Below are 23,802 nucleotides of genomic sequence, written 5' to 3' on the forward strand. Positions count from 1 at the left end.
CGATGACACAATGAGACATCGCAGGATGGAGGAGACATGGCGCAGGGTGAGATCTGGATTCTCGGAGCCACCGGAAGGGTCGGGCGGGCCGTCGCGGCGCAGATCATGGCGGCCGGGGCCGTCCCCGTGCTGGTCGGGCGCGATGCCGGTCGGCTGCGCACCACGGCCGCCGACCTCGGGCTCGACGCCGACTCGAAGATCGTCGTCGCGTCGGGGGCGGAGGCCATGGCGGCTGAGATCACCCGGCAGCGGCCCGCCGTGGTCGCCAACACCATCGGCGACTACGCCGAGACCGCCGTCCTGCTCGCCCGCGCCTGCATGCCGGGCGGCCACTACCTCGACCAGGCCAACGACCCAGCCGCCTTCCATCGACTGTTCGCCCTGCACGACGAGGCCGCCGCCGTGGGAAGCACCCTGGTGGTCGGTGCGGGATTCGGCGTCGTCGGAACCGAGGCGATCGTCGCACGCCTGTGTGAGAACCGCCCTGTGCCGAGCCGGGTCCGGGTGGACACCTTCGCCTCGGCCGCCGTCGAGCAAGGAGTGCTGGGCACCGCCCTTGCCACCGGCATCGTGGACAGCTTCGCGATGGGCGGCCGCCGCTACGACGGTGGCCGCTTGGTCAAGACCCGCCTCGGGGCGGAAGTCCATCACCTGACCCTGCCCGACGGGGAGCGCATGCCCTCGGTCGGTGTGCCCTCCGGTGAACTCATCGCCGCGCACCGGATCAGTGGAGCTCCCTCGGTGTCGGCGACCTCCGGCCTCATTCCCGCCTCGCTCGCCGTTCGGGCGGCCCTACCGCTGCTCTCGGCGATCCTGCGGATCCCGACGGTGCGGATCTTCGCGATCGGCCGGATGGCCGGAATCAAGACCAGGGCCGCCCCACGCCCCCGCCCCCACACCTGGGGTCACGCCGTCATCACCTGGCCCGACGGCACCGCCCGCGAAGGCTGGCTGCGGGCCGGCGACGCAATGGAGTTCACCTCTGCCGTCGCCGCTCAGACCGCGCTCCGGCTCGCCGCGGGTAAGGGACGGCCCGGTGCTCACACCCCGGCCGCCGCCCTCGGCCCGGACCTTGCCACCGGTGCCGGAGCCGACTTCGTGGACGAGGCCCCGGCCTGACGGGCAAGACCACTTAGGCAGAAACCGCTGCCGGTCGATCTGCTCGGCTTGGCGGTGTGTATTCCCGAATCGGGCGGGCTGCTCCGAATCGGATGTGACATGTGGTGACGAATCGGCCGTTGCTGTGCTGGCCGCGAAGGTGGACGGCGTGAGGCCGCTGCACCTACGGAAGAAGCGGCCGAAGTCGGCGGGATCGGTGAAGCCGGGGTGGGCGGCGACAGCGTCGTGCGCCTCCCAGTAGGCGTCGCGCTTCGAGCAGGCGCCGGTCGTCGAGATCCCGGCGTGCGCGTTCAGCTGCTCGGGCCGCCCGTGCAGGCGATCACGGAGACGGGATGGTCTATGTACCAGGGCATTCGAGGGCGGTGGTAACCGGAAGTCGGCTCCGGCCAACGCTCGAAATCCGAGCGGTTCGGAAGCTGTGCTCGAGACCGCCCCCGGTGTTCGAGTGGGGCTCGAGCACCGAGGCACGCACATCGGGCAAATTTGCCGGAGATCTGTGTGCGAGTGGTGTTCGAAGCACGCGTTCCCGGCAAATTTGCCTGGTTTGCGTGTTCGAGCGGTGCGCGAGGGGGGACTTGAACCCCCACGTCCGTGGACACCAGAACCTAAATCTGGCGCGTCTGCCAATTTCGCCACTCGCGCTTGGTGGTACGACCGTCCAAACTCTACCGGTCCGTCGGCGGATCGCGAAGACGCGGGGTGGCGTTTTGTACCCGCCGGTAACCCCACCTGCGATTATAACGATTCGATTACGGGCAATATGAGGAGTGCTCACGTTTCGCGGGGGTAAGGACCGGCCCTCACCAGCAGGTTCAAACATGGGGGAGGTTCATGTTTCCGCCAATTCTGGTACATGGGTGCACCAATACTCATCGGTAGCCGACGCACGGGCAGGCAAACGTGAGGATTCCCTCATGATTTTGTGCCATTCTCGCTGAGAGCAGGCCGACGGGTGTGGACCGCCCGTGCGTGGACTGGGAGCCGGGGAAGTCTCCGAAGACATGTCGCCACGAGAGAAAGTCGAAGCGTCTTGACGATCAACGAGAGCACTGCGTCCGGGGCCGGACACCGGGTGGACGCGGCCGCAGGCAGGACCGTGACCGAGACGAATCGCACGCCGTTGCTGGACCGGTTGCGGGAAGGAACGCCGTACGCGCTCGCCTTCGGCGGGCAGGGCGCCAGCTGGCTGGGCGAACTGGCCGAGATCGGCCGCGACGCCGCCCTCGAACCCGAACTCACCGCGCTGGTCAACGAGGCGTCCACCCTGCTGGGCCCGGTCGCGGACCAGCTGCTGGTGGTGCGCCCGGTGGGATTCGACCCCGTCGCCTGGATGCTGGAGGACGAGCTCGCCGACGACGACACCGACACCTCGGACGCGCCGCCCGAGCGGGTTCTGCGTTCGGCGGCGGTCTCACTGCCGGGCGTCCTACTGACCCAGCTCGCCGCCTTGCGGGCGCTGCGGTTGCAGGGGCTGGACCCGGCCGAATTCGCGCCGGTCGCGGTGATCGGGCATTCGCAGGGGCTGCTGGCGGCCGCCGCGGTCCGGGCCGCTGGGGAGCGGGACGCGGAGATTCTCGCCATCGCTCAGCTGCTCGGCGCGGCCGCCGGACTGGTGGCGCGGCGGCGCGGCCTGATGCCGGTGGGCGAGCGGTCCTCCATGGTCGCGGTCTCCCACGTCGACCCCGATGAACTGCGGGCGGTGCTCGCCGAGGTTTCGGCGGGTGTGGACTCCATGGCGGCCGCGGTCCTGTCGATCCGCAACGGCCGGCGCCGGGTGGTGCTGTCCGGCAGCCCTGAGCAGCTGCGCCGGGTGCAGCAGCGCTGTGAGCAGTTACACACCGAACAGGATCGTGAGCGGTCGGCCAAGCAGCGCGGCGGTGCGGTCTTCGCGCCGGTCTTCGAAGATCTCGATGTGGAGGTCGCGTTCCACCATCCGGCCCTGGCCGACACCGTCGAACTGGTCGCCGGATGGGCCGGGCAGTGCGGGCTCGATACCGAACTCGCCGGCGAGCTGGCCCGCGACATCCTGGTCGAGCCGGTCGACTGGGTAGCTACCGTGGACGAAGTGGTCGGCACCGGCGCCGAATGGATTCTGGACCTCGGCCCCGGCGACCTGCTCTCCCGGGTCAGCGGTGGTTCGCTCAAGGGCAGCGGCGTCGGCATGATCGCCGCCGCCACCCGCGCCGGCCAGCGCAATCTGCTGACCCCGGGCGCCACGCCGGAGGTCGCGCAGCCGTGGACCGCGTTCGCGCCGCGCCCGGTACGCCTGCCGAACGGGCGCATCGTGGTGGAGACCGCGTTCACCAGGCTCACCGGACGCTCGCCCATCCTGCTGGCGGGGATGACCCCGACCACGGTGGACGCGAAGATCGTCGCGGCCGCGGCCAACGCCGGGCACTGGGCCGAACTGGCCGGCGGTGGCCAGGTGACCGAGCAGATCTTCGCCGACCGAGTCGCGGACCTGCAGGAACTGCTGCACCCGGGCCGGCAGGTGCAGTTCAACTCGCTGTTCCTGGATCCGTACCTGTGGAAACTGCAGCTGGGCGGTAAGCGGCTGGTTCAGCGGTCCCGCGCGGCGGGCGCTCCGTTCGACGGTGTGATCGTGACTGCCGGGATCCCGGAGCTCGAGGAAGCCGTCGCGCTGATCGAGGAACTGACCGAGGTGGGGATCAGCCACGTCGCCTTCAAACCGGGCACGGTCGCGCAGATCCGCGCGGTACTCCGGATCGCCGACGCGGTGCCGGAATACCCGGTGATCATGCACATCGAGGGCGGTAAGGCCGGTGGGCACCACTCTTGGGAGGATCTGGACGATCTCCTCCTGGAAACCTATGCCGAACTGCGCACCCACGGGAATGTCGTGGTCTGCGTCGGCGGCGGGATCGGCACCCCGGAGCGCGCCACCGAATACCTGACCGGCGCCTGGTCGGCGCCGTACGGCTACCCGGCCATGCCGCTGGACGGCGTGTTGGTGGGTACCGCGGCGATGGCGACGCTGGAGGCCACCACCGCGCCCGAGGTGAAGCAGCTCCTGGTCGACACCCCCGGCACCCCGGACTGGGTCGGTGCGGGCACCGCGAGCGGCGGGATGGCCTCGGGCCGCAGCCAGCTGGGCGCCGATATCCACGAGATCGACAATGCCGCCTCGCGCACCGGTCGCCTGCTCGACGAGGTGGCCGGGGACGCCGAGGCGGTGGCCGCACGCCGCGCCGAGATCATCGCCGCGCTCGACGCCACCGCCAAGCCCTACTTCGGCGATGTCGCGACCATGACCTATCTGGCCTGGCTCGAACGCTATGTGGACCTGGCGATCGGGCAGGAGCGCCGCCAGGACTTCGACTGCGGCACCGACCTCGGTGACGCGATCACCGCGGCGACCCGGTCGGTGTGGCTGGACATCAGCTGGCGCGACCGGTTCGCCGAGATGCTGCGCCGCGCCGAGGCCCGGCTCGCCCCGGCCGACCGCGGTGAGATCGACTCGCTGTTCCGCGACGAGGATCTGGAAGATCCCGCCGCCGCGCTCGCCGCGCTGCGCGAGCGCTACCCGGCGGCGGAGCAGACGCTGCTCCATCCGGCGGATGTGCCGTTCTTCATCACCCTGTGCAAGACCCCGGGTAAGCCGGTCAACTTCGTCCCGGTGGTCGATCAGGACGTGCGCCGCTGGTGGCGTTCGGATTCGCTGTGGCAGGCCCACGATCCGCGCTACTCCGCCGATCAGGTCTGCGTCATCCCGGGCACCGTCGCCGTCGCCGGCATCACCCGGGTGGACGAGCCCGTCGGCGAACTGCTGGACCGCTTCGAGCAGGACACCGCCTACAAGCTGGTCCGCGACGGCTTGGCGCCGACCGCGGTCGACGCCCGCCGGGTCGCCGCCGTGACCAGCGGGCCGATCGATGTGGTGCTGGCCGCGCCGGACGTGAACTGGTCGGGCCGGGCCACCGTGAACCCGGTGCACCGGCTCGGTGACCTGCACGAGTGGACTGTGGACGAGAAGGGTGCGGTGCACCCGCCGACCGGAGCCACCCTGGTCGAGACCGAGGGCCCCGAGGCCGAGCACAACTACGTGGAGTTGACCGTCCCGCTGTACGCCGGACATGTGGTGCGCATCCGCATCACGGTGCCGGTGACCGTCTACAACGGCGGCGCGCCGGTGGTGACCGAAGCCGATGCGGACGCGGCGATGTCCGCGCTGCTCGGGGTGGCCGCCGGACAGGCGCTGCCGGAGGTGAAGAGCAGCGTCGCGCACCTGAACGTGGCCTGGTCGCCGGATCTGGTCGCCGATCACGCCGGCGTCACCGGCGCCGGCCTGCCGGCGGAACTGAGCACGCTGGGCCGTACGGTGCCCGACGTGCTGGTGGGTGCCTGCTGGCCGGCGGTGTTCGGGGTGCTGGGCGCGGCGCGGACCGCGGCCGATACCAGCGTCATCGAGGGCATGCTGGATCTGGTGCATCTGGACCACCGGATCGAGCTGCTGCGCGAACTGCCCGGCGAGACCAGCATTCTCGTGGTGCGGGCCGAATCCGGGACGGTTGTCGACACCGACCTCGGCCGGGTGGTCGAGGTGGACGTCACCGTCGGTGAGATGCGGGATCAGGGCCTCGATGTGGTACCGCTGGCCCGGCTGACCGAGCGGTTCGCCATCCGCGGCCGCACCGGCGCGGGCGAACTGACCGATCCGCCGCGGGCCGCGGGCACCGTGAGCGCCGATGCCACCGAGACCCCGCGCCGCCGGCGCCGCGACGTCACCATGGTGGCGCCCCGGAGCATGGCCGCGTTCGCCGCGGTCTCCGGTGACCACAACCCCATCCACACCAGCGATGCCGCCGCGAAGCTCGCCGGCCTGGGTAGCCCGATCGTGCACGGCATGTGGCTGTCCGCCGCCGCCCAGCACGCGGTGTCTGCCGTGGACCCGCAGGCGTCGGTGCCGGCGCGCACACTGACCGCGTGGACCACCCGGTTCCTGGGCATGGTCCGGCCGGGCGCCGATATCGATGTGCGGGTGGAACGGGTCGCGGTCGACGGCGGCGACGAGATCGTCGAGGTCTCCTGCCGTGCCGACGGCGATCTGGTGATGACCGCGACCGGTCGTACCGCCGCGCCGAAGACTGTCTACGCGTTCCCGGGCCAGGGTATCCAGCGCAAGGGGATGGGCCTGGACGCGCGGTCGCGCTCCAAGGCCGCCAAGGCCATCTGGGATCGGGCCGATAAGCACACCCGGGAGGCGCTGGGCTTCTCGATCCTGGCCGTGGTGCGGGACAACCCGACCTACCTGAAGGCCCGCGGGGTCGAGCACCGGCACCCGGACGGCGTCCTGCACCTGACCCAGTTCACCCAGGTCGCCATGGCCACCCTCGGCGTCGCGCAGGTCGCGGAGCTCCGGGAGGCCGGTGCGTTCGTGGAGGGTGCGCTGCTGGCCGGGCATTCGGTCGGTGAGTACAACGCGCTGGCCGCCGTGGCCGGTGTGCTGCCGCTCGAAGCGGTCCTCGAGGTGGTGTTCCAGCGTGGTTCGGCCATGCACGAGCTGGTGCCGCGGGATGCGCAGGGCCGCAGCGACTACCGGATGGCCGCCATCCGGCCCTCGCAGATCGGACTGCCCGACGACGAGGTCATCGGCTTCGTCTCCGGTGTCGGCGAGCAGGTCGGGGAATTCCTCGAGGTGGTGAACCTGAACCTGCGGGGTTCGCAGTACGCCATCGCGGGGACCGTCGCCGGTCTCGACGCCCTGGAGGCCGAGATCGAGCGGCGCCGGGCGGAATTCGGCGGGAAGCGCGCCTTCATCCTGGTGCCCGGTATCGATGTGCCGTTCCATTCCACGGTGCTGCGCAAGGGTGTGCCGGAGTTCCGGGGCAAGCTCGAGCAGCTGCTGCCCGAGGAACTGCAGCCGGAGGTGCTGGTCGGGCGCTACATCCCGAACCTCGTGCCCAAGCCGTTCTCGCTGGAGCGGGAGTTCGTCGCCGAGATCGCCGACCTGGTGCCCTCGGAGCCGCTCGCCGCCGTCCTCGCCGATTTCGACTCGTGGGCACAGCGTCCGAGCGAACTGTGCCGCGTGGTCCTCATCGAACTACTGGCCTGGCAGTTCGCCAGCCCGGTGCGCTGGATCGAGACCCAGGACCTGCTGTTCGGTGAGCTGGGCGTGGAACGTTTCGTGGAGGTCGGCCTGGGTGCCACCCCGACCGTGGCGAACCTGGCGAGCCAGACCCTGAAGCTGCCCGATTTCGCCACCACCACGGTGGAGGTGCTCAATATCGAGCGCGAGGCGGCGGTGGTGTACTCCACCGATACCGACCCGGCTCCGGTGGACGAGCCCGCGGAGGAGGCCGCCGAGGCCCCCGCCACCGCGGCCGCTCCGGCCGCCGCCGCCGCGCCCACGCCTGCGGCCGCGACCGGTGGTCCGCGGCCCGACGACATCGCCTTCACCGCCGCCGACGCCACCCGCGTGCTGATCGCGCTGTGGACCAAACTCCGCATCGACCAGATCGGCCCGGTCGACACCATCGAGGGCCTCTGCGACGGGGTGTCCTCGCGCCGCAACCAGCTGCTGGTCGACCTCGGGTCGGAACTGTCGCTGGGCGCGATCGACGGTGCCGCCGATGCCGATATGGGCGCGCTGTCCGCGACCGTGGAACGCCTCGCCCGCACCTACAAGCCGTTCGGCTCGGTGCTCAGCGATGCGATCAACGATCATCTGCGCAAGGTGTTCGGGCCGTCCGGTAAGCGGCCGGCCGCGATCGCCGAACGCGTGAAGAAGGTCTGGGAACTGGGTGAGGGCTGGGCCAGCCACATCACCGCCGAGGTCTCGCTCGGGACCCGCGAGGGCACCAGCGTGCGCGGTGGCGACCTGGGCGGTCTGGTCTCCGGGGCGCTGTCCGACAGCGCGTCCGTGGACGCCGCGATCGATGCCGCCGTCCAGGCGGTGGCGGCACGGCGCGGGGTGGCGGTCTCGCTGCCCGCGGCCGGCGGCTCCGGCGGCGGCACCGTGGACGCGGCGGCCCTGGGCGAGTTCACCGAGCAGATCACCGGCAAGGACGGTGTGCTGGCTTCGGCGGCCCGTCTGGTGCTCGAGCAGCTCGGCCTGAGCGAGCGGACCTCCGCGGCCGAGGCCACCGATGACGGCCTCGTCGACCTGGTGTCGGCGGAACTGGGATCGGACTGGCCGCGGCTGGTCGCCCCGGCGTTCGACGCCCGCAAGGCGGTGCTCATCGACGACCGGTGGGCCAGCGCGCGTGAGGATCTGGCCCGGCTGTGGCTGGGCGAGGATTCCGTGACCGCGCAGCTGCCGGTCGCCGGGTTCACCGGTGCCGGCGAAGCGGTTGCCGCGCAGGCCGACTGGTGGCGGCAGCGGGCCGTGGGCGAGGCGCGTTCGGTGCTGGCCGGTCACTACGAGCGGATCGCCGAGGCGGCGCGCGACACCACCGAGACCGGTGTGTGGTCCGACGAGGTCGCGGTGGTCACCGGCGCGAGCAAGGGCTCCATCGCCGCCGCGCTCGCCGGGCGACTGCTCGGAGGCGGGGCGACCGTGGTGGTCACCACCTCACGGCTCGACGACACCCGGCTCGGCTTCTACCGTGACCTCTACCGCGCCAACGCCCGCCACGGTGCGGCGCTGTGGGTGGTCCCGGCGAATATGGTCTCCTACACCGATATCGACGCCCTCATCGAGTGGGTCGGTACCGAGCAGGTCGACAATGCCGGTGGCGCCAAGATCAAGACCAAGGACGCGCTGACCCCCACCCTGCTGCTGCCGTTCGCGGCGCCGCGGGTCTCCGGCTACCTCTCCGACGCGGGTGCCCGCGCCGAAATGGAGATGCGGGTGCTGCTGTGGTCGGTCGAGCGGCTCATCGGTGGTCTGTCCACGCTGGGCGCCGATCACGATGTCGACGCGAAACTCCATGTGGTGCTGCCGGGTTCGCCCAACCGCGGTCTCTTCGGCGGTGACGGCGCCTACGGCGAGGCCAAGGCCGCGCTCGACGCCGTGGTCGCCCGGTGGCGGGCCGAGAAGACGTGGGCGACCCGGGTCACCCTGGTACACGCGCTGATCGGCTGGGTCCGGGGCACCGGGCTCATGGGCCACAACGATCCGATGGTGGACGCCGTCGAACAGGCCGGAGTGCAGACCTGGTCGACCGACGAGATCGCCGACGAACTGCTGAAGTGGGCGACCGAGCAGGCCCGCGCGGCCGCCGCGGCCGACCCGCAGCAGGTCGATCTCACCGGCGGGCTGGCCGGTGCCGAGCTGGATCTGGCGGCGCTGGCCAAGCAGGCGCAGGAAGCCGCGGACGCCGAGGAAGCCGACGAGGCGCCGACCTCGGACGGGCCGCGGATCTCCGCGCTGCCCGCGCCGCCGGCGCTCACCTCCGCGCTGCCCGTCCCCGAATGGGGTGCGGTGACCGCCGATCTCGCCGATATGGTCGTCATCGTCGGTGCCGGTGAGCTCGGACCGTACGGTTCGGCGCGGACCCGGTTCGAGATGGAGGTCTCCGACGAGCTGTCGGCCGGCGGTGTGCTGGAGCTGGCCTGGACCACCGGCATGGTGGCCTGGGAGAACGATCCCAAGCCGGGCTGGTACGACACCGAATCCGGTGACTACGTGCCGGAACACGAACTGGCCGAGCGGTATCACGACGCCGTGGTGCAGCGGTGCGGTATCCGCCGCTACGCCGACGACGGTGCCATGGTGGACAACAGCAGCCCGCTGATGACCTCGGTCTTCCTGGACCAGGATCTCTCGTTCACGGTCGGCGGCGAAGCCGAGGCGCGCGCCTTCCACGCGGCCGACCCCGAGCACACGGTCATCACCCCGGTCGCCGATTCCGGCGACTGGACCGTGACCCGCAAGGCCGGCACCGAGATCCGGGTGCCGCGCCGGGCGAACCTGTCGCGGACCGTGGGCGGCCAGATCCCGACCGGCTGGGATCCCACCGTCTGGGGTATCTCCCCGGATATGGCGTCCTCGATCGACCGGGTGGCGCTGTGGAACATCGCCTGCACCGTCGACGCGTTCGTCGGTTCCGGGTTCAGCCCGTCGGAGCTGATGAGCTGGGTGCACCCGAGCCTGGTGGCCAACACCCAGGGCACCGGTATGGGCGGTATGTCGTCGATGCGCTCGCTCTACGTCGACAACCTGCTCGGCGAACCGCGGCCCAACGACATCCTGCAGGAGGCGCTGCCCAACGTGGCCCTGGCGCATGTCGTGCAGTCCTATGTCGGCAGCTACGGCGCCATGGTGCATCCGGTGGCGGCCTGCGCCACCGCCGCGGTGTCGGTGGAGGAAGGTGTCGACAAGATCAAGCTCGGTAAGGCCGAGGTGGTCGTGGCCGGTGGCTTCGACGATCTGGGTATCGAGGGCATCGTCGGCTTCGGTGATATGTCGGCCACCGCGGATTCGGCGGCCATGAGCGCCAAGGGCATCAGCGACCGCTACTTCTCCCGGGCCAACGACCGGCGTCGCGGCGGATTCGTGGAATCGCAGGGCGGCGGCACCGTGCTGCTGGCCCGCGGTGATGTGGCGCTGGAGCTGGGCCTGCCGGTCCTCGGTGTGGTCGCCTACGCCCAGTCCTACGCCGACGGCGTGCACACCTCGATCCCGGCGCCCGGCCTCGGCGCGCTGGGTGCGGGCCGGGGTGGCCGGGAATCCCGGTTCGCCGCCGAACTGCGCAAACTCGGTGTGGGCCCGGACGATATCGCGGTGGTGTCCAAACACGACACCTCCACCGCGGCCAACGATCCGAACGAGTCCGAACTGCACGAGCGGCTGGCGGCGGCCATCGGCCGGTCCGACGGGGCACCGTTGTTCGTGGTCTCGCAGAAGAGCCTCACCGGACACGCCAAGGGTGGCGCGGCCGCGTTCCAGCTGATCGGCCTGTGCCAGGTGCTGGAAAACGGTGTGGTGCCGCCGAACCGGAGCCTGGATTGCGTGGACGACAAGATGTCGGAATACCCGCATCTGGTCTGGGTGCGCGAGGCGCTGCGCTTCGGTGACCGGTTCCCGCTCAAGGCGGGCCTGGTGACCTCGCTCGGCTTCGGGCATGTGTCCGGTCTGCTGGCGGTCGTCCATCCGGAGGCGTTCGTCCAGGCGATCGAACCGGCCCGGCGGGCGGAGTACCAGCGGCGGGCGCAGGAACGCCTGCTGGCGGGTCGGCAGCGGATCGTCGAGGCGATGTGCGGTGGCGCGGCGCTCTACGAGCGTCCGGCCGATCGGCGCCTCGGCGGCGACGGCACCCCGGCGGCGAAGATCCGCGGTCTCGAGGCCGAGGTGCTGCTGTCCGAGGACGCGCGGCTCGGCACCGGCGGGGTCTACCAGGTCGATGGAGCCGGTTGCGAGACCGGGCGGTTCGTCGGTGGCACTTCCGGTGCCGGCGTCGCCGGTACTGCGTAGGCTGCGCCACTGTGACAATCCTCGGAATCGGCTTGGACCTGGTGACCATCTCCGAGTTCGCCGAACAGCTGGACCGTGCCGGAACGACCATGCTCAGGGAGAGTTTCACCGCCGGTGAGCGGCGCTACTGCCAGAGCAAGGCCACCGATCCGGCCCGTAGTTACGCGGCGCGGTGGGCGGCGAAGGAGGCAGTGCTCAAGGCCTGGGCCTCGTCGCGCTTCGCCCGCCGTCCGCAGATCGGGGACAACCCGTACCCGTTGATCGAGGTCGTCAATGACGCCTGGGGCCGGCCGAGCATCAAACTGCACGGCCTGGCCGCGGAGTTCCTGCCGCGGGTGCGAGTGCACCTGTCGCTCACCCACGACGGTGACACGGCGGCCGCGATGGTGGTGCTGGAGGACCCGGGCGAACTGGCCGACCTGATCGAGGGTCGGCCACCGGAGAACTGAGCGAACGACGAACAGCCGGGGCCTGGCGTCACGCGATCGTCGCAACACTCTTGATGAGGGGTTGCGGCGATCGTGTCGTTTCCGGAGGCTGCTCCCCACCCTCTGCAGCAGAACAGCAGCGGCATGCTACGTTCGGTGCGGATTCCGCGTCGGACAGGGGAGTAATCGGTGTGCACCGGCTGCAACCTGGCAGGTGCGGACTTCCAGAGGGTCTGGTTCCGCAGCGTCCGGTTCGAGGGAATGCGACCTTGACGGGTTCCCGGTGATCGGTCCACGGGCTGTGAGAGCCGGTCATTGATGTGTGCAGATGACAGCGTATCCGGCCGGGGTGCGATAGCTTAGGGCCGAATGCCGTCGCCGCTGGTGGTAGTCGGTTTCCAATCGGTGATCACGACCCGGGCCTGGGGTCAGCGACCAGAAACTGTTGATCTCGAGGCATTCGTCGCGCAACCGCTCGTTGAACGACTCGATGTAGCCGTTGCGCCAGGGCTGGCCAGGCGGGATGAACGCTGGCCCGACCCGTTCACCGGCCCAGTCGGCCATCACCGAGCACGCCAGCTCCGGGCCGTTGTCACAGCGCAGCACCGTCGGATAGCCTCGTTCGGCCGCGATGCGGTCGAGTTCGTCGATCAACCTGTCGGCGTGATCGAACGCTCCACCAGCCCGCCCAGGCATTCACGGGTGTGCTCGTCGACGATCGACACGATCTTCACCGGCCGCCTGTCGGTGGTGGCGTCGAACTGGAAATCGATCGCCCACATCCGATTCGGCGCGTCCGCGGTCACCTCGGTAACAGTGGAGGCGCCGAGGCTTTTACGGCGCCGCCGCACCGGCACCCGCAGGCCTTCGGCCCGCCACAGGCGCCTGAATCTTTTGTGGTTCACCGCCCAGCTCTCGGCGCGGGCATCGTGATAAGCGCGGTGGAATCCCCTGTTGTGGATGGGTTTCAGTTCTTGCCCTCGGCCGGCAGCCGACCGGCCTCGGTCAGTTTCCGGACCACCTGCTCAGGGGTGTGTCGTTTACGCACCGCCATGATCGTTGTCGAGCCCTCCCGCCCAAAACCTGGGCATTCAGACTCTCACAAACTCCGGACCGAACCAGCGGGGTCAGGTCAACCTCACTGGCGCGCAGTTCTCGCAGGCGAATATCGAGCACAACACCACATTCGTGGACTGCCGACTGATTGACATGCGTGGGGTGCGCGGACTGAAAGGTGCTCAGGTACGCGGTAACACTTACTCGGGCTGGCGGGGAAGCCTGACCCGAGAGGTCGGCGTCGACGTGGACTGGTGACTCAGGCCGCGACGGCGTAGGTAGTGAACCTGCCACCAGAAACCCACTCCTCAACGTAATCCCGATAGGGGGTGAACGCGAACTCGGCGAGCTGGTGCACGAGCAGATGCCCCTGAGAAAGTATCGAGATCGTGGCGGTGCCCCGGAACGCCGATGTGAAAGGCTTTCAGGTGCTGCCCCGCAGGTGGGTGGTCGAACGCACGTTCTCCTGGCTGACAAAGTGTAGACGATTGGCACGCGACTACGAACGTAGAACCGCCCACGCCGAAGCGATGATCCAGATCGCGATTATCCGGCTCATGGCCGCGCGCCTCGCCGGTGAAACCGTGGAGCCCTCCGGTCCGATCGAAACCGAGGCCGCCCGCCGGCCAGCAGACGACCTCACCAACTAACCGACCAGGTTCCCCAACACTTTCTAAGGCATGAAAAGGTTTCTCCTACTGTTCAAACCGCCGCAGCGAGCCCGTGAACTTATCGCCCAGTTCCGCCCGGCACACGCCAACCCGAACCCCCAAGTGTCGAGATGGGCACTATCTCGGTAACGGCGCCACTCTGGTCAAGCCCCGGCCAGCAGATGAGCCCTTGAATCCACAGTCCCATATTCTTCTACCTTCCGCTGCGCGAGATTACTTCTCCATGGATGGCGATTCCGGAGTCGAGCGTTCCTTGAACGTCGGATATAGAGTATGAAGTGTGTCGAGCGAGGATTAGTTCGTTTTGATTCGGAAATGCACTCCTCTCGCCCACATACAAACCTAACGAGTTCTCGGGAATGTCGAGTTCAAGCCAGTATTTCCCCGGCCCATCGGGCGTCACGTGCTTGCCGAGACTGCATGACATATAGCCCCTATCGGTCTGCACACTTCCTATAAGAGATTGTAATCTTTCTGTTGTGATCTCCGAACCCAAAGCCATGCCGTCGATGTCGATCAAGTGATCAATTGAGCGCAATGTTCGTGACGCATGAATCGAACCGGGAATGGCGCGTTCTACGGCACTGTCCATCGTTGCAATCCACCGCCCAGCGGTACTGAAATTGGCCGGACCCTCGAAGTGGATCTGCATGCGTCGGCTTAGAAATTCGTACATCCAGATCTTGTCCAATCCGCCGTTCGAGTCGGGGTTGGCAGCCAACTTCGCTATCAGGTGTCGCTGCCTCTCGGTCACGTCGGGTCGTGTGCTGATCGAGATCAGCTGCCTCAGTGTTGGTACCGGATTTAGGCCAGTCAATGGCGCGAGATCGTCGAATGCTGATTTCGCTGCGGCCAGCTCCTGAAAAAATGAATTGGGATCTCCGTCCCGAATGTTGTTAAAAGGCCTTGACCATTTGGTAAAATTGCGGACGGCCTCGATCTGTTCGGGGTGTAGTCGGTCGCGTATGGGTCCGAGGATGCGTTCGCCGTACCATGCGCCGGACCGGTCGGATGTGAAGTGTAGGTAGCCGTTGCGGACACGGAATTGAGTCCAGTCCGGCACATGGTCGCTGCCGATAGCCGTTCGGAGGGGTAGTCCTCCTTCGATCGCCATCAATGTCGGGCTGTAGTGATCTCGGTCGGGTACTTCATGCGATACGCGGCGTAGTGTATGGATGATGTGCTGGACCGTCTCCGTCCGAGACCGGCCCAACGTTCGAAGATCGACGGCCAAGCGTTCGGCAAGTGAGCGGAACTGCCCGGAAACTGTCACGATGTCCCTCGGCCTGGTCGTACTGATTCGAGTTCGAGTGGCTTCGGATTCCTGGGATTCTCCGGCACCCATCGAGTCGTTTCGGTCGGATTGTGCTGTGGTGTAGTATAAGCGCGAAGTATCAGCGGGTGCCGCTGCAGGGCAGTGGCAGTTCAGCTGAGATGAGCGGTGTGACAGATCGAAATGTAGCCGGTTTGTCGAATTGAAATTATAGTGCCCTATGTTTGCCATGCAGCCCTACCCGAACGCGTGCCAGATCTGCCAGATCACCGAGTACGACACGCCGGTCGTTTTCGCCATGCCTCGTGTCGACTAGTGCGTGTTCCCGCCCGTTAGGGCATGTTCGAGAGTCTTCACGATGACTTCTATCGACTTCGCCGTCGGTGATCGTGCGCGGGGCACCCGGCCGCGGCTCGTCCACCAGGCACGCCAGCTCGGCGCGGACGAACCGGCCCCGCCAGCGGGCCGCGGTCTGCTCTCGCGTCCCCGACGCCGCAGCCACATCCTTGTTGGTCGCTTCCGCTGCGCACGTGTTGCCATTGGTGACCGGACCGTGCGGACTTTGCGCTCCGGGCGGGTATGCCGTGGCGCTGTGCCGAACCGGAGTCGGCCGGTATCGCGACAAGGTGGGCCCGGTGTGCGGAGGCTACGGGCCGGGGACGGAGCTCAGCGCTGGCTGGCGGTGCGGGATTCCTTCTCCGCTACCAGGAGATAGGCGACCATGAGCCGTTTGAGCTCGGCGACCGCGTCGGCGTGGCTCTGCTCGTCCTGTACCGAGAAGTTCATCATCGAATAGACCACATGCACCAGCACCTCGGCCATCATGGTGCGCCGAGCCCGCGGGGTGCGCGGGGTGAGCGGTCGCAGCATCTGCGAAACGACCTCGGCGAATTCCTTCTCGTGGATGGCGCCGGTGGCCCGGGTGGAGGGCGTGGACTGCATGGCCAGCCACACCTCGCGCCGGGACGGGTCGGTCATCCACAGGTTGGCCAGATGGTCGACGAACTGGTTCATATGCCGCAGCCAGTCCAGCGACGGGATCTCGCCGTGGAAATCGGCCAGCTCCTGCGATACCGCCACCAGATCCTGCCGGTTCAGTTCGCAGACGATCACATATTTGTTGGCGAAGAACTGGTAGAGAGTGCCGATCGGGACTTCGGCGCGGGCCGCGACCTCTTCGCAGGTGAACGATTCGAAACCGACTTCCACCAGCAATTCGCGCGAGGCCTGGAGCAGGGCGTCGAATTTGCGCTTGCTGCGTTCCTGGGTCGGACGCCGGCGTGGCATCAGCTCTTGCGGGTCGTCCTGGAGCTCCAGCGCAGGGTCCGGACGCCGTTTGGCCCTGGCCTCCGTCCGTACGTTCACCTGTCCCAGGCTAGCGGTAGCGGGAACACCATGGTGCAGAGTATGGAACTGTGACGGCGAGTCTGTCATGTCTCACCACCGCGACACCGGCGATCCGGGCCGCGCAACACTCGGTCGGGCCGCCCGGATCGGCCGGAATCGATCAGTTCCGGGTGCGCCTGCGGTACAGGACCAGGGCCGCGAGATAGGACACCGCCGCGATCGCGCCCCACCAGGCGAGTGCGAGGACCGCGCTGTGACCGATGGGGGTGCCGACCAGGAGCCCGCGCAGGGTTTCGATGACCGGTGTCACGGGCTGGTGTTCGGCGAACCCCCGCAGCCAGCCCGGCATGGTCTCCGGTGGGACGAACGCACTGCTGATATAGGGGATGAACATCGCGAAGATGGTGAATCCGTTGGCGGCCTCCGGGCTGCCGGCGAGCAAGCCGAAGCAGGCCGACATCCAGGACAGTGCCAGGACCACCAGCGCGAGCACCCCGGCCGCGGCGAGCCAGCGCAGCGGGTCGGTGGTGGGGCGGAACCCGATGGCCACGGCGACGCCGATCACGACGGTGGTGGCGGCCATATTGCGCAGCAGGCTCTCGGTGATGCGCCCGGTGAGGAATGCCGAGCGACTGATGGCCATGGTGGAGAACCGGTCCACGATGCCCTCGGTGATATCGACCGAGACGCCGACCGCGGTGGTGGACGCGCCGAAACTGGCGCACAGCAGGATGATCCCGGGCACCACGTAGTCGACGAAGGTGCTGTCGCCGACGTTCATGGCGCCGCCGAAGACGTAGACGAACATCAGCAGGATCATGATCGGCAGCGCGAGTGTGCTGATCAGCGAGTCGGGACTGCGCAGCGTATGGCGCATATTGCGCGCGGTCATGGTGGCGGCGTCCTGCGCGGAGCGGGCGAGCGTGGTCATCAGTGCGGTTTTCTGTGCGGTACGGGAAGGTCAGGAGGCGGCCGGCAGCGGGGCGGCCGGCCGGCTGGTGAGCGCGAAGAACACATCGTCGAGGTCGGGCGTGTGCACGCCGAGTTCCTCTACGGTGAGGTCGAGTTCGGTGAATCGGTCGAGCAGGTGTTTGAGATGGGCCACCGAGCCGTCCGAGGGGATCTGCAGGGTCAGCTCGGCGGGATCGATGTCGGGATGGCCGGTGACCCGGGCGGCCGCTGTCAGATCCGTGAGGTCGGCGAAGCGGAAGCGGATATGGCCGCCGGGGGTGAGCCGTTTGAGTTCGGCCGGGGTGCCGTCGGCGACGATGCGTCCGTCGTGCAGGACCGCGATCCGGTCGGCGAGCTGGTCGGCCTCCTCGAGGTACTGGGTGGTGAGGAAAACGGTGACGCCGTCGTCCACCAGTTCCCGGATCACCGTCCACAGTTCGCGGCGGCTGCGCGGGTCGAGACCGGTGGTGGGCTCGTCCAGGAAGACCACTTCCGGGCGTCCCATCAGGCTCATGGCCAGGTCGAGGCGCCGGCCCATACCGCCGGAGTAGGTGTTCACGGGACGGTTCGCGGCATCGGTGAGGTCGAAGCGCTCGAGTAGTTCCACGGCGCGCAACCGGGTGCCGGACCGGCCCAGGTGCAGCAGGTGTCCGACCATGTGCAGGTTCTCGGCGCCGGTGAGCACTTTGTCGAGGGCCGCGTACTGGCCGGTGACTCCGATGGCCGCGCGGACGCGGTCGGGTTCCCGGACCGCATCGTGACCGGCCACCCGGACCGTTCCGGCGTCCGGCCTGGTCAGCGTGGCGAGGATGCGGACCATCGTGGTTTTCCCGGCGCCGTTGGGGCCGAGCAGCGAGAACACCGACCCCGGGGCGATATCGAGGTCGATACCGGCGAGGACGTGACGGTCGCCGAAGGTTTTGGTGAGGCCGGCGAGGGAGATGGCGGGTGGGGCGGTCATGGCGGACTCCGTTCGAAAACTGTATGCCGAGTAAACTGTATATGGCATAAATTTAGTTTAAACAGTACACAGTTCGGGGTGGGGCGCAAGAGGTGAGCTCCGGGTGATGTAGTAGGCAGAGCCACCGGTCGGGCCGGTCGGCGGCGGCACGCGGGTGACGGCGCCCGCTGCCGCGGACCGCAGCGAAAGGAAGTCGATGGCGAGAGTCGGCGCAGGTCAGAACGGGCCACACTCGGAATCGGGCACATCACACGAGAAAGACACCGGGCCGTGGGCCGCGGGCCCGGACAGTCCGCCGCTGTCCAAGGCCGTCGCGCTGATGTGGGGGCTGGAACCGGCCGGTACCCGCGGGCCCCGGCGGGGGCTGAGCCTGGAACAGATCGTCGACACCGCGATCGAACTCGCCGACGAAGAAGGATTCGAAGCCCTGTCGATGAACAAGGTCGCCGAGCGGCTGGGCTTCACGGCGATGTCGCTGTACCGCTACGTGGACAGCAAGGCGACCCTGCTGGAGATCGCTCTGGACCGGGTGGTCGGCATGCCGCCGGAGATTCCGCCGGGTACGCCGTGGCGCGAGGCGCTGGAGCTGTGGGCACGGGCGGAATACCGGGTCATCAGCCGGCACACCGGCTGGCTGCACGTGCGGATGAGTGCGCCACCGCTGGGGCCCAACAATATGGCCTGGCTGGAGACCGGTCTGGCCGCGCTGGGGCAGACCCGGATACCCGAGGCGCTGAAACTGCAGCTGGTGATGAACCTGTCGCTCTACATAATCGGCCGGGCCCGGCTGGCCGAGGAGATCAAAGCGGAAGAAGAAGGGTCCGGAGGTGATTGGGGGATCATCGACCGGCTGGACCCCGCCCGGTTCCCCGCTCTCACCGCGGCCGTACGCGCCCAGGCCTTCGAACAGGACGATCAGCAGTGGGCGACACTGTTCTTCGATACCGGGCTGGGACTACTCCTCGACGGTTACGAGCGGTTGATCGCCTCCTACGAATGACCACCCGGGCCGCGCCACCGTACCCGGGTGGTCGGGACGATCACGCCGCGACGCCGGGACGGCGCTGCACTGTCCGCGGATCAGACCGAGAGGTCGCGACGGAGTTTGGCGACGTGTCCGGTGGCGCGCACGTTGTACTGCGCGACCTCGATCTTGCCCTCGGCATCGACGAGGAAGGTCGACCGGATGACGCCGGTCACCGTCTTGCCGTACATGGTCTTCTCGCCGAAGGCGCCCCAAGCGGTGAGCACCGTGCGGCCGGGGTCGGACAGCAGCGGGAAGTTCAGTCGCTCGGCGTCGCGGAACTTGGCGAGCTTGGCCGGTTTGTCGGGGGAGATACCGATCACGTCGAGGCCGGCGGAGTGCAGTTCGCCGAGGCTGTCCCGGAAGTCGCAGGCCTGTTTTGTGCAGCCGGGGGTGCTCGCGGCGGGGTAGAAGTACACCACGACCTTGCGGCCGCGGTAGTCGGCGAGCGATACCTCGTTGCCGTCGGCATCGGGAAGGGTGAAATCGGGTGCCGGGTCGCCGGGGGAGAGTCGCTGGTTGTCGGTCACCCTCGCTACCGTAATCGACCCGCCGGATTCCCGGCCGCGTACGCGTCGCGGCGATCCGGTGGGTATCGGCCGTCCCGGGGGGACCGTACCGCGTACCCGCACGCCGTGCCCCCGGGCGGATCGCGGGCGGGGATGAACAACCGGCGAGTGTGGTGCGCGCGGATACACTCGAGCGGGCCCCGGCCGATCCGTGGACGACAAGCCGGCCCAGGGGTGGAACATCGGCCGCCTACGAGCGCGGCAGACCAGTTACAGGAGGCGTGAAGGTGGCAAAGGATACCGAGCGGATCGAGCAGGAGATCGAGGCCGCGCGGGAGCGGTTGGCCAGCACTCTCGACGAGATCGCCGTGCGGGCCGATCCGCAGCGGATCGCGGAGGGGACCAAGCAGTTGGCGCTGGCGAAGGTGAACGAGCCGAAGGTGAAGTACACCCTGATCGGTATCGGTGCGCTGGTGGCGGGTGCGCTGCTGTTCAAGATCCTGCGCTGACCCGGGTACCGGCCGCGAATGCAGAACACCCGGTGACAGCGGCGCTGTCACCGGGTGTTCGTGCGCAGTAACCGTGGATCAGACGGTGGGGCAAGCGAACCCGTCGCCGTCGGGATCCAGGTGCGGACCGAAACCGGGCTCGCCGCGGAAGATCGGCGCCCGGCCCGCGGCGCGCGCTTCGTCACAGTTCTTGAAGGCACCGCCGGCCGAACCGGTCTGCGTCAGCTGGGCCGAACCGGTCGCGCCCAGCACGGCGTCGGCCGCGGAGGAACCGGTGCCCGCCAGGGAGGGCAGCGGGAGTCCGATCGGGCCGGCGGCGCTCGCGGCGGGAGCGGCCAGAAGAGTCAGCCCCGCGGCGGCGGCGCTGACATAGAGCTGGCGTACGTTCATGAATTCCTCTATGTCTGCTGGGGAGTGTGGATCTGCGTTCGACGAGAACGCGCGGCTTCCACTGTTGTGAGGGGCGGGTCGATTGTCAACTCGTATGGCCTGGATAAGACAGGAGAGAACGGCCACCGGGCTGGGTACTCCCCGGATGCCGTGGCGTACCGCGCCACAGTGGCGAAGTTCTCCGCACGTACACGGAGGTTTCGCCGTGGACGACACATTGTGATAGGGATGCTGCTATGTCCGAGGCTCGTACTCCGCTGCTGTTACTCGACTCGTCCCGGGTCGGCCGGAGAAAGCGATAGGTCGGGGAACGCAGTTGTTGCGAATCAAGGACAGTGACGTCACGGGTGGCCCCGCCGCGCCACCTGCCGCGGCCCGCCCGGGCGATTACCGGCTGGATCTGGACGGCCTGCGCGGGATAGCGATCGCCCTGGTCGTCGCATTCCATGTGTGGTATGGCAAGGTTTCCGGCGGAGTCGATATCTTCCTGGTCCTCTCGGGCTTCTTCTACACCGGCATGCTGCTGCGCCAGGTGGAACGGACCGGAGCCGTGGGACTGCGGCAGACGGCCGTGCGGACCGCGCGCCGGCTGCTGCCCGCCCTGATGGTGGTGCTGGCCGTGGTGGCGATCGTCACCGTGCTGTACCGGCCGTACTCGACCTGGGGCAATATGTCCGGTCAGACCATCGCCACCGCCTTCTATTACCAGAACTGGTATCTGGCGCAGGCCTCCGAGAGCTATCTGGCCGCGGACCCCTCGGTGAGCCCGCTGCAACACATGTGGTCGATGGCGGTACAGGGCCAGTTCTATCTCGCCATCGCGGTACTCCTGGCGGTGATCGGTCGGGCGTGCGTACGCCTGGGCCGCGCCTCGGCGGTGCGCCCGACGATCGCGGTGCTCGCGCTGGTCCTGGGCACCGGCTCTTTCGTCTATGCCGCCGTATGGATGACCGTCTCCCAGGAATGGACCTATTACGACAGCGCCGCCCGCGCCTGGGAGCTGCTGACCGGTGCGCTGCTGGCCGCCGTGCTGCCCTGGGTGCGGATCGTCGGGGAACGGGTCGCGCGCGTCCTGCTGACGCTCGTGGCCGCCGCGGGACTCACGGCGGTCCTCGTCTGCGGGGTGCTCTTCGACGGAGCCCGCCAGTTCCCGGGGCCGGCCGCATTGTTCCCGGTGGGCGCGGCGGTGGCGCTGATCGTCGCCGGGATCCGCACCGAGAGCGGCTGGCGGTCGGTCGTCTCGCGGCTGCTGGCCTCCCGCCCGATGGTCGAACTGGGTTCCATCGCCTATTCGCTGTACCTGTGGCACTGGCCGCTGCTCATCTACTACCTGGTGCAGACCGGGAAGCCGCATGCCGGTCTCGGCGGTGGCCTGCTCGTCATCTCGGCGTCGCTGGTGCTGGCGGTGCTGACCAACAAGTTCGTCGAGGAGCCGCTGCGGCTGCGGTCCGGGCGGACCACGGTGACCCCGGTCTGGCAGCGCCGTATCCCCGCCGTGGCGGTGAGCCTGGTGGGCGCGCTCGTTCTCGGCTCCTGTATCTCGTGGCAGGTGGTGATGGCCCGCACGCCCTCCGAACCGGTGGAAGCGCTACCGGTGAACGAGTACCCGGGTGCGGAGGCCCTGTTCGCCGGGGCGGCGGTCCCGGTGGCGAAACTGCGTCCGTCCATTCTGGAGGCGTCCAACGATCTGCCGGCCCCCACCCGCGACGGCTGTATCTCCGACTGGTTCAACAAAGAGGTCGTGACCTGCACCTATGGTGACCCCAACGGGTCGCGCACCATTGCCATGGTCGGTAACTCCCATGCCGAGCACTGGATGCCCGCCATGGACGCGCTGGCCCAGGTGCACGACATCAAGGTCGTCGTCTACTTGAAGATGGGCTGTTCGCTGAACATCCGCGACGACGCCCAATACCGTGGCCTGGACATCTCCGATTGCCGCGACTGGTCCCGGCAGGTGATCGATCTGCTCGCGTCCGATCCGCCGGACTGGGTGTTCACCACTGCCACCGCGCCCATCTGGCCCAGCGGCGGCGACGTGGTCCCGGCCGAGTATCTGGATGTGTGGGCGGCGCTGGCCGAACGCAACCTGAATGTGCTCGCCATTCGCGATACCCCGTGGTTGCGCAGCCCGACCGGCGTCCGCTACAGCGCCGTGGACTGCCTGGCGGCCGGCGGTGACAGCGCCACCTGCGGTATGCAGCGTGCGACGGCGCTGGCGCCGGTGAACCCGGCACTGGTGCATGCCGCGGCGTTTCCGAACATGCGGCTGCTGGACCTCACCGACTCGGTGTGCGGACCCGAGATCTGCCGGGTGGTCGAGGGGAACGTGCTCGTCTACCACGACGAGCACCATCTCAGCGCGAGTTATGCCCGGACCCTGGCTCCCGAGCTGGAGCGTCAGATCGGGATGGCCACCGGCTGGTGGTGAAGCCCGGGCCGGTGCACTACTCCCACCGGCCCGCCCGGCACGCACCCCACGTGACCCGCACGGTCACGTGGGCCGCGGCGTCGGTGGGGGAGTGCGGACGTGGTCACCAGGGGGTGACCGGCGGCTTCACCCAGAGCAGTTTCTCGTCGGTATGGTTTCGCGCGGCCGCCGGATGGCCGGGGTGCCGCGCCGCCCACGCGGCTTTCTCGTCCAGCAGACGCGCCACCGAACGCCAGGTCTCCTCGGTGCCGGGTGGGTTGGCGCCCGCGGCCCGGGCGAGCTTGCGCCGCACCGCGGCAGAGAGGCCGAGCAGTTCGGCGCCGGAGATGTCCCGGTCCCACAGGTAACCGGCCAGCTGCCGCGCCTTGGCGGCCCGCCCGGCCTCCGCGGCCGGGGAATGCGCGTAATCGGCCATGAGCAAGTGTAGAAGGTCCCCGGAATCGGGATCGGGCCGGCGATCTCGGCCTCCGTCGCCCCGATCGGGGGCCCGGGACGGAAAATGCGCGATGCCGCCCGTATCGGACGGCATCGCGCACCCACTTCGTTGTGGTTTCCCGCCGATTCGGCGGGCCGCCGCGACCGTGCGTCGTTGCGCGGCGCGGACGATCCGCGGGGGGCGGCGGGATCGTGCGGGACGACGGTGTCCCGGGCCGGGATGCCCGAGACCCTCACCGTGGTCCCGTCATCCGGGGATTCGCCGCGGCCGGCGCGCCGTTGCGCCACCCCGCCGATCATGAAATTTTCTCGGGACCACGGAT

General features: G+C 68.5%; 15 protein-coding genes, 1 tRNA gene and 2 pseudogenes. 8 read left to right on the forward strand and 10 right to left on the reverse strand.

The window, feature by feature from the left end; all coding sequences use genetic code 11:
- Positions 1–36: 36 nt before the first annotated feature.
- Positions 37–1,119 (forward strand): hypothetical protein, encoded by a 1,083-nt coding sequence (locus ABZV91_RS04500; protein WP_355235308.1) that lies wholly within the window; start codon positions 37–39, stop codon positions 1,117–1,119.
- 560 nt (positions 1,120–1,679) lie between these two features.
- On the opposite strand, the gene ABZV91_RS04505 is transcribed toward ABZV91_RS04500, so the two are convergent.
- A tRNA-Leu gene (locus ABZV91_RS04505) sits at positions 1,680–1,761 on the reverse strand.
- A 430-nt stretch (positions 1,762–2,191) separates the two neighbouring features.
- Between ABZV91_RS04505 and ABZV91_RS04510 the strand changes: the two genes are divergently transcribed.
- The 3 genes from ABZV91_RS04510 (at position 2,192) to ABZV91_RS04520 (ending at position 12,195) form a co-directional block, all read left to right on the forward strand.
- Positions 2,192–11,494, forward strand: coding sequence for a fatty acid synthase subunit beta domain-containing protein (locus ABZV91_RS04510; RefSeq protein ID WP_355235416.1), 9,303 nt, complete (start codon positions 2,192–2,194; stop codon positions 11,492–11,494).
- 11 nt (positions 11,495–11,505) lie between these two features.
- A complete protein-coding gene (locus ABZV91_RS04515; protein WP_355235311.1) occupies positions 11,506–11,943 on the forward strand; it encodes a holo-ACP synthase in 438 nt (145 codons plus the stop codon).
- 168 nt (positions 11,944–12,111) lie between these two features.
- A complete protein-coding gene (locus tag ABZV91_RS04520; protein WP_355235419.1) occupies positions 12,112–12,195 on the forward strand; it encodes a pentapeptide repeat-containing protein in 84 nt (27 codons plus the stop codon).
- A 39-nt stretch (positions 12,196–12,234) separates the two neighbouring features.
- Here ABZV91_RS04520 and ABZV91_RS04525 read toward each other — a convergent pair.
- Positions 12,235–12,881: pseudogene (locus ABZV91_RS04525) on the reverse strand (integrase core domain-containing protein); the annotation flags it as partial.
- A 477-nt stretch (positions 12,882–13,358) separates the two neighbouring features.
- Between ABZV91_RS04525 and ABZV91_RS04530 the strand changes: the two are divergent.
- A pseudogene (locus tag ABZV91_RS04530) lies at positions 13,359–13,628 on the forward strand (transposase); the annotation flags it as partial.
- 214 nt (positions 13,629–13,842) lie between these two features.
- Here the strand turns inward: ABZV91_RS04530 and ABZV91_RS04535 are convergent.
- The 5 genes from ABZV91_RS04535 to ABZV91_RS04555 all read right to left on the reverse strand — a co-directional run bounded on the left by ABZV91_RS04535 (position 13,843) and on the right by ABZV91_RS04555 (position 18,181).
- Positions 13,843–14,922 (reverse strand): ADP-ribosyltransferase, encoded by a 1,080-nt coding sequence (locus ABZV91_RS04535; protein WP_355235313.1) that lies wholly within the window; start codon positions 14,920–14,922, stop codon positions 13,843–13,845.
- Between the two features lie 208 nt (positions 14,923–15,130).
- Positions 15,131–15,547 (reverse strand): helix-turn-helix domain-containing protein, encoded by a 417-nt coding sequence (locus ABZV91_RS04540; protein ID WP_355235316.1) that lies wholly within the window; start codon positions 15,545–15,547, stop codon positions 15,131–15,133.
- Between the two features lie 41 nt (positions 15,548–15,588).
- Positions 15,589–16,209 carry a TetR/AcrR family transcriptional regulator gene (locus ABZV91_RS04545; RefSeq protein ID WP_051715520.1) on the reverse strand — a complete coding sequence of 207 codons (621 nt, stop codon included), beginning with the start codon at positions 16,207–16,209 and terminating at the stop codon, positions 15,589–15,591.
- Between the two features lie 220 nt (positions 16,210–16,429).
- Entirely contained in the window at positions 16,430–17,200 is a 771-nt protein-coding gene (locus ABZV91_RS04550; protein ID WP_355235319.1) for an ABC transporter permease, read from the reverse strand.
- 30 nt (positions 17,201–17,230) lie between these two features.
- The gene (locus ABZV91_RS04555; protein WP_355235321.1) at positions 17,231–18,181 is read right to left on the reverse strand and encodes an ATP-binding cassette domain-containing protein; all 951 of its coding nucleotides are present in this window, start codon (positions 18,179–18,181) and stop codon (positions 17,231–17,233) included.
- Positions 18,182–18,377: 196 nt separating this feature from the next.
- On the opposite strand from ABZV91_RS04555, the gene ABZV91_RS04560 reads away from it, so the two are divergent.
- Complete coding sequence (locus ABZV91_RS04560; protein WP_355235324.1) at positions 18,378–19,181, forward strand: TetR/AcrR family transcriptional regulator; 804 nt, start codon at positions 18,378–18,380, stop codon at positions 19,179–19,181.
- 80 nt (positions 19,182–19,261) lie between these two features.
- Here ABZV91_RS04560 and bcp read toward each other — a convergent pair whose 3' ends face one another.
- Positions 19,262–19,735 (reverse strand): thioredoxin-dependent thiol peroxidase, encoded by a 474-nt coding sequence (gene bcp / locus ABZV91_RS04565; RefSeq protein ID WP_355235327.1) that lies wholly within the window; start codon positions 19,733–19,735, stop codon positions 19,262–19,264.
- Between the two features lie 266 nt (positions 19,736–20,001).
- On the opposite strand from bcp, the gene ABZV91_RS04570 reads away from it, so the two are divergent.
- Positions 20,002–20,223: a DUF3618 domain-containing protein gene (locus ABZV91_RS04570; protein WP_039823189.1), complete on the forward strand. Its 222-nt coding sequence runs from the start codon at positions 20,002–20,004 to the stop codon at positions 20,221–20,223.
- Between the two features lie 78 nt (positions 20,224–20,301).
- Here the strand turns inward: ABZV91_RS04570 and ABZV91_RS04575 are convergent, their stop codons facing one another.
- Positions 20,302–20,613, reverse strand: a complete 312-nt coding sequence (locus tag ABZV91_RS04575; protein WP_030525532.1) for an excalibur calcium-binding domain-containing protein — start codon at positions 20,611–20,613, stop codon at positions 20,302–20,304.
- A 316-nt stretch (positions 20,614–20,929) separates the two neighbouring features.
- Between ABZV91_RS04575 and ABZV91_RS04580 the strand changes: the two genes are divergently transcribed.
- Positions 20,930–23,044 (forward strand): acyltransferase family protein, encoded by a 2,115-nt coding sequence (locus tag ABZV91_RS04580; protein WP_355235331.1) that lies wholly within the window; start codon positions 20,930–20,932, stop codon positions 23,042–23,044.
- Positions 23,045–23,147: 103 nt separating this feature from the next.
- On the opposite strand, the gene ABZV91_RS04585 is transcribed toward ABZV91_RS04580, so the two are convergent.
- Positions 23,148–23,459: a hypothetical protein gene (locus tag ABZV91_RS04585; protein ID WP_355235334.1), complete on the reverse strand. Its 312-nt coding sequence runs from the start codon at positions 23,457–23,459 to the stop codon at positions 23,148–23,150.
- Positions 23,460–23,802: the final 343 nt, after the last annotated feature.

It is taken from the genome of Nocardia sp. NPDC004568, from assembly GCF_040609955.1.
Taxonomy (GTDB): Bacteria; Actinomycetota; Actinomycetes; order Mycobacteriales; family Mycobacteriaceae; genus Nocardia.

Bases quoted from the DNA above. Each gene is read 5' to 3' on its own strand.
- ABZV91_RS04560 (WP_355235324.1), top strand. From the start codon at position 18,378: ATGGCGAGAGTCGGCGCAGGTCAGAACGGGCCACACTCGGAATCGGGC.
- ABZV91_RS04585 (WP_355235334.1), bottom strand. From the start codon at position 23,459: ATGGCCGATTACGCGCATTCCCCGGCCGCGGAGGCCGGGCGGGCCGCC.
- ABZV91_RS04545 (WP_051715520.1), bottom strand. From the start codon at position 16,209: ATGCCACGCCGGCGTCCGACCCAGGAACGCAGCAAGCGCAAATTCGAC.
- ABZV91_RS04555 (WP_355235321.1), bottom strand. From the start codon at position 18,181: ATGACCGCCCCACCCGCCATCTCCCTCGCCGGCCTCACCAAAACCTTC.
- ABZV91_RS04550 (WP_355235319.1), bottom strand. From the start codon at position 17,200: ATGACCACGCTCGCCCGCTCCGCGCAGGACGCCGCCACCATGACCGCG.
- ABZV91_RS04575 (WP_030525532.1), bottom strand. From the start codon at position 20,613: ATGAACGTACGCCAGCTCTATGTCAGCGCCGCCGCCGCGGGGCTGACT.
- ABZV91_RS04500 (WP_355235308.1), top strand. From the start codon at position 37: ATGGCGCAGGGTGAGATCTGGATTCTCGGAGCCACCGGAAGGGTCGGG.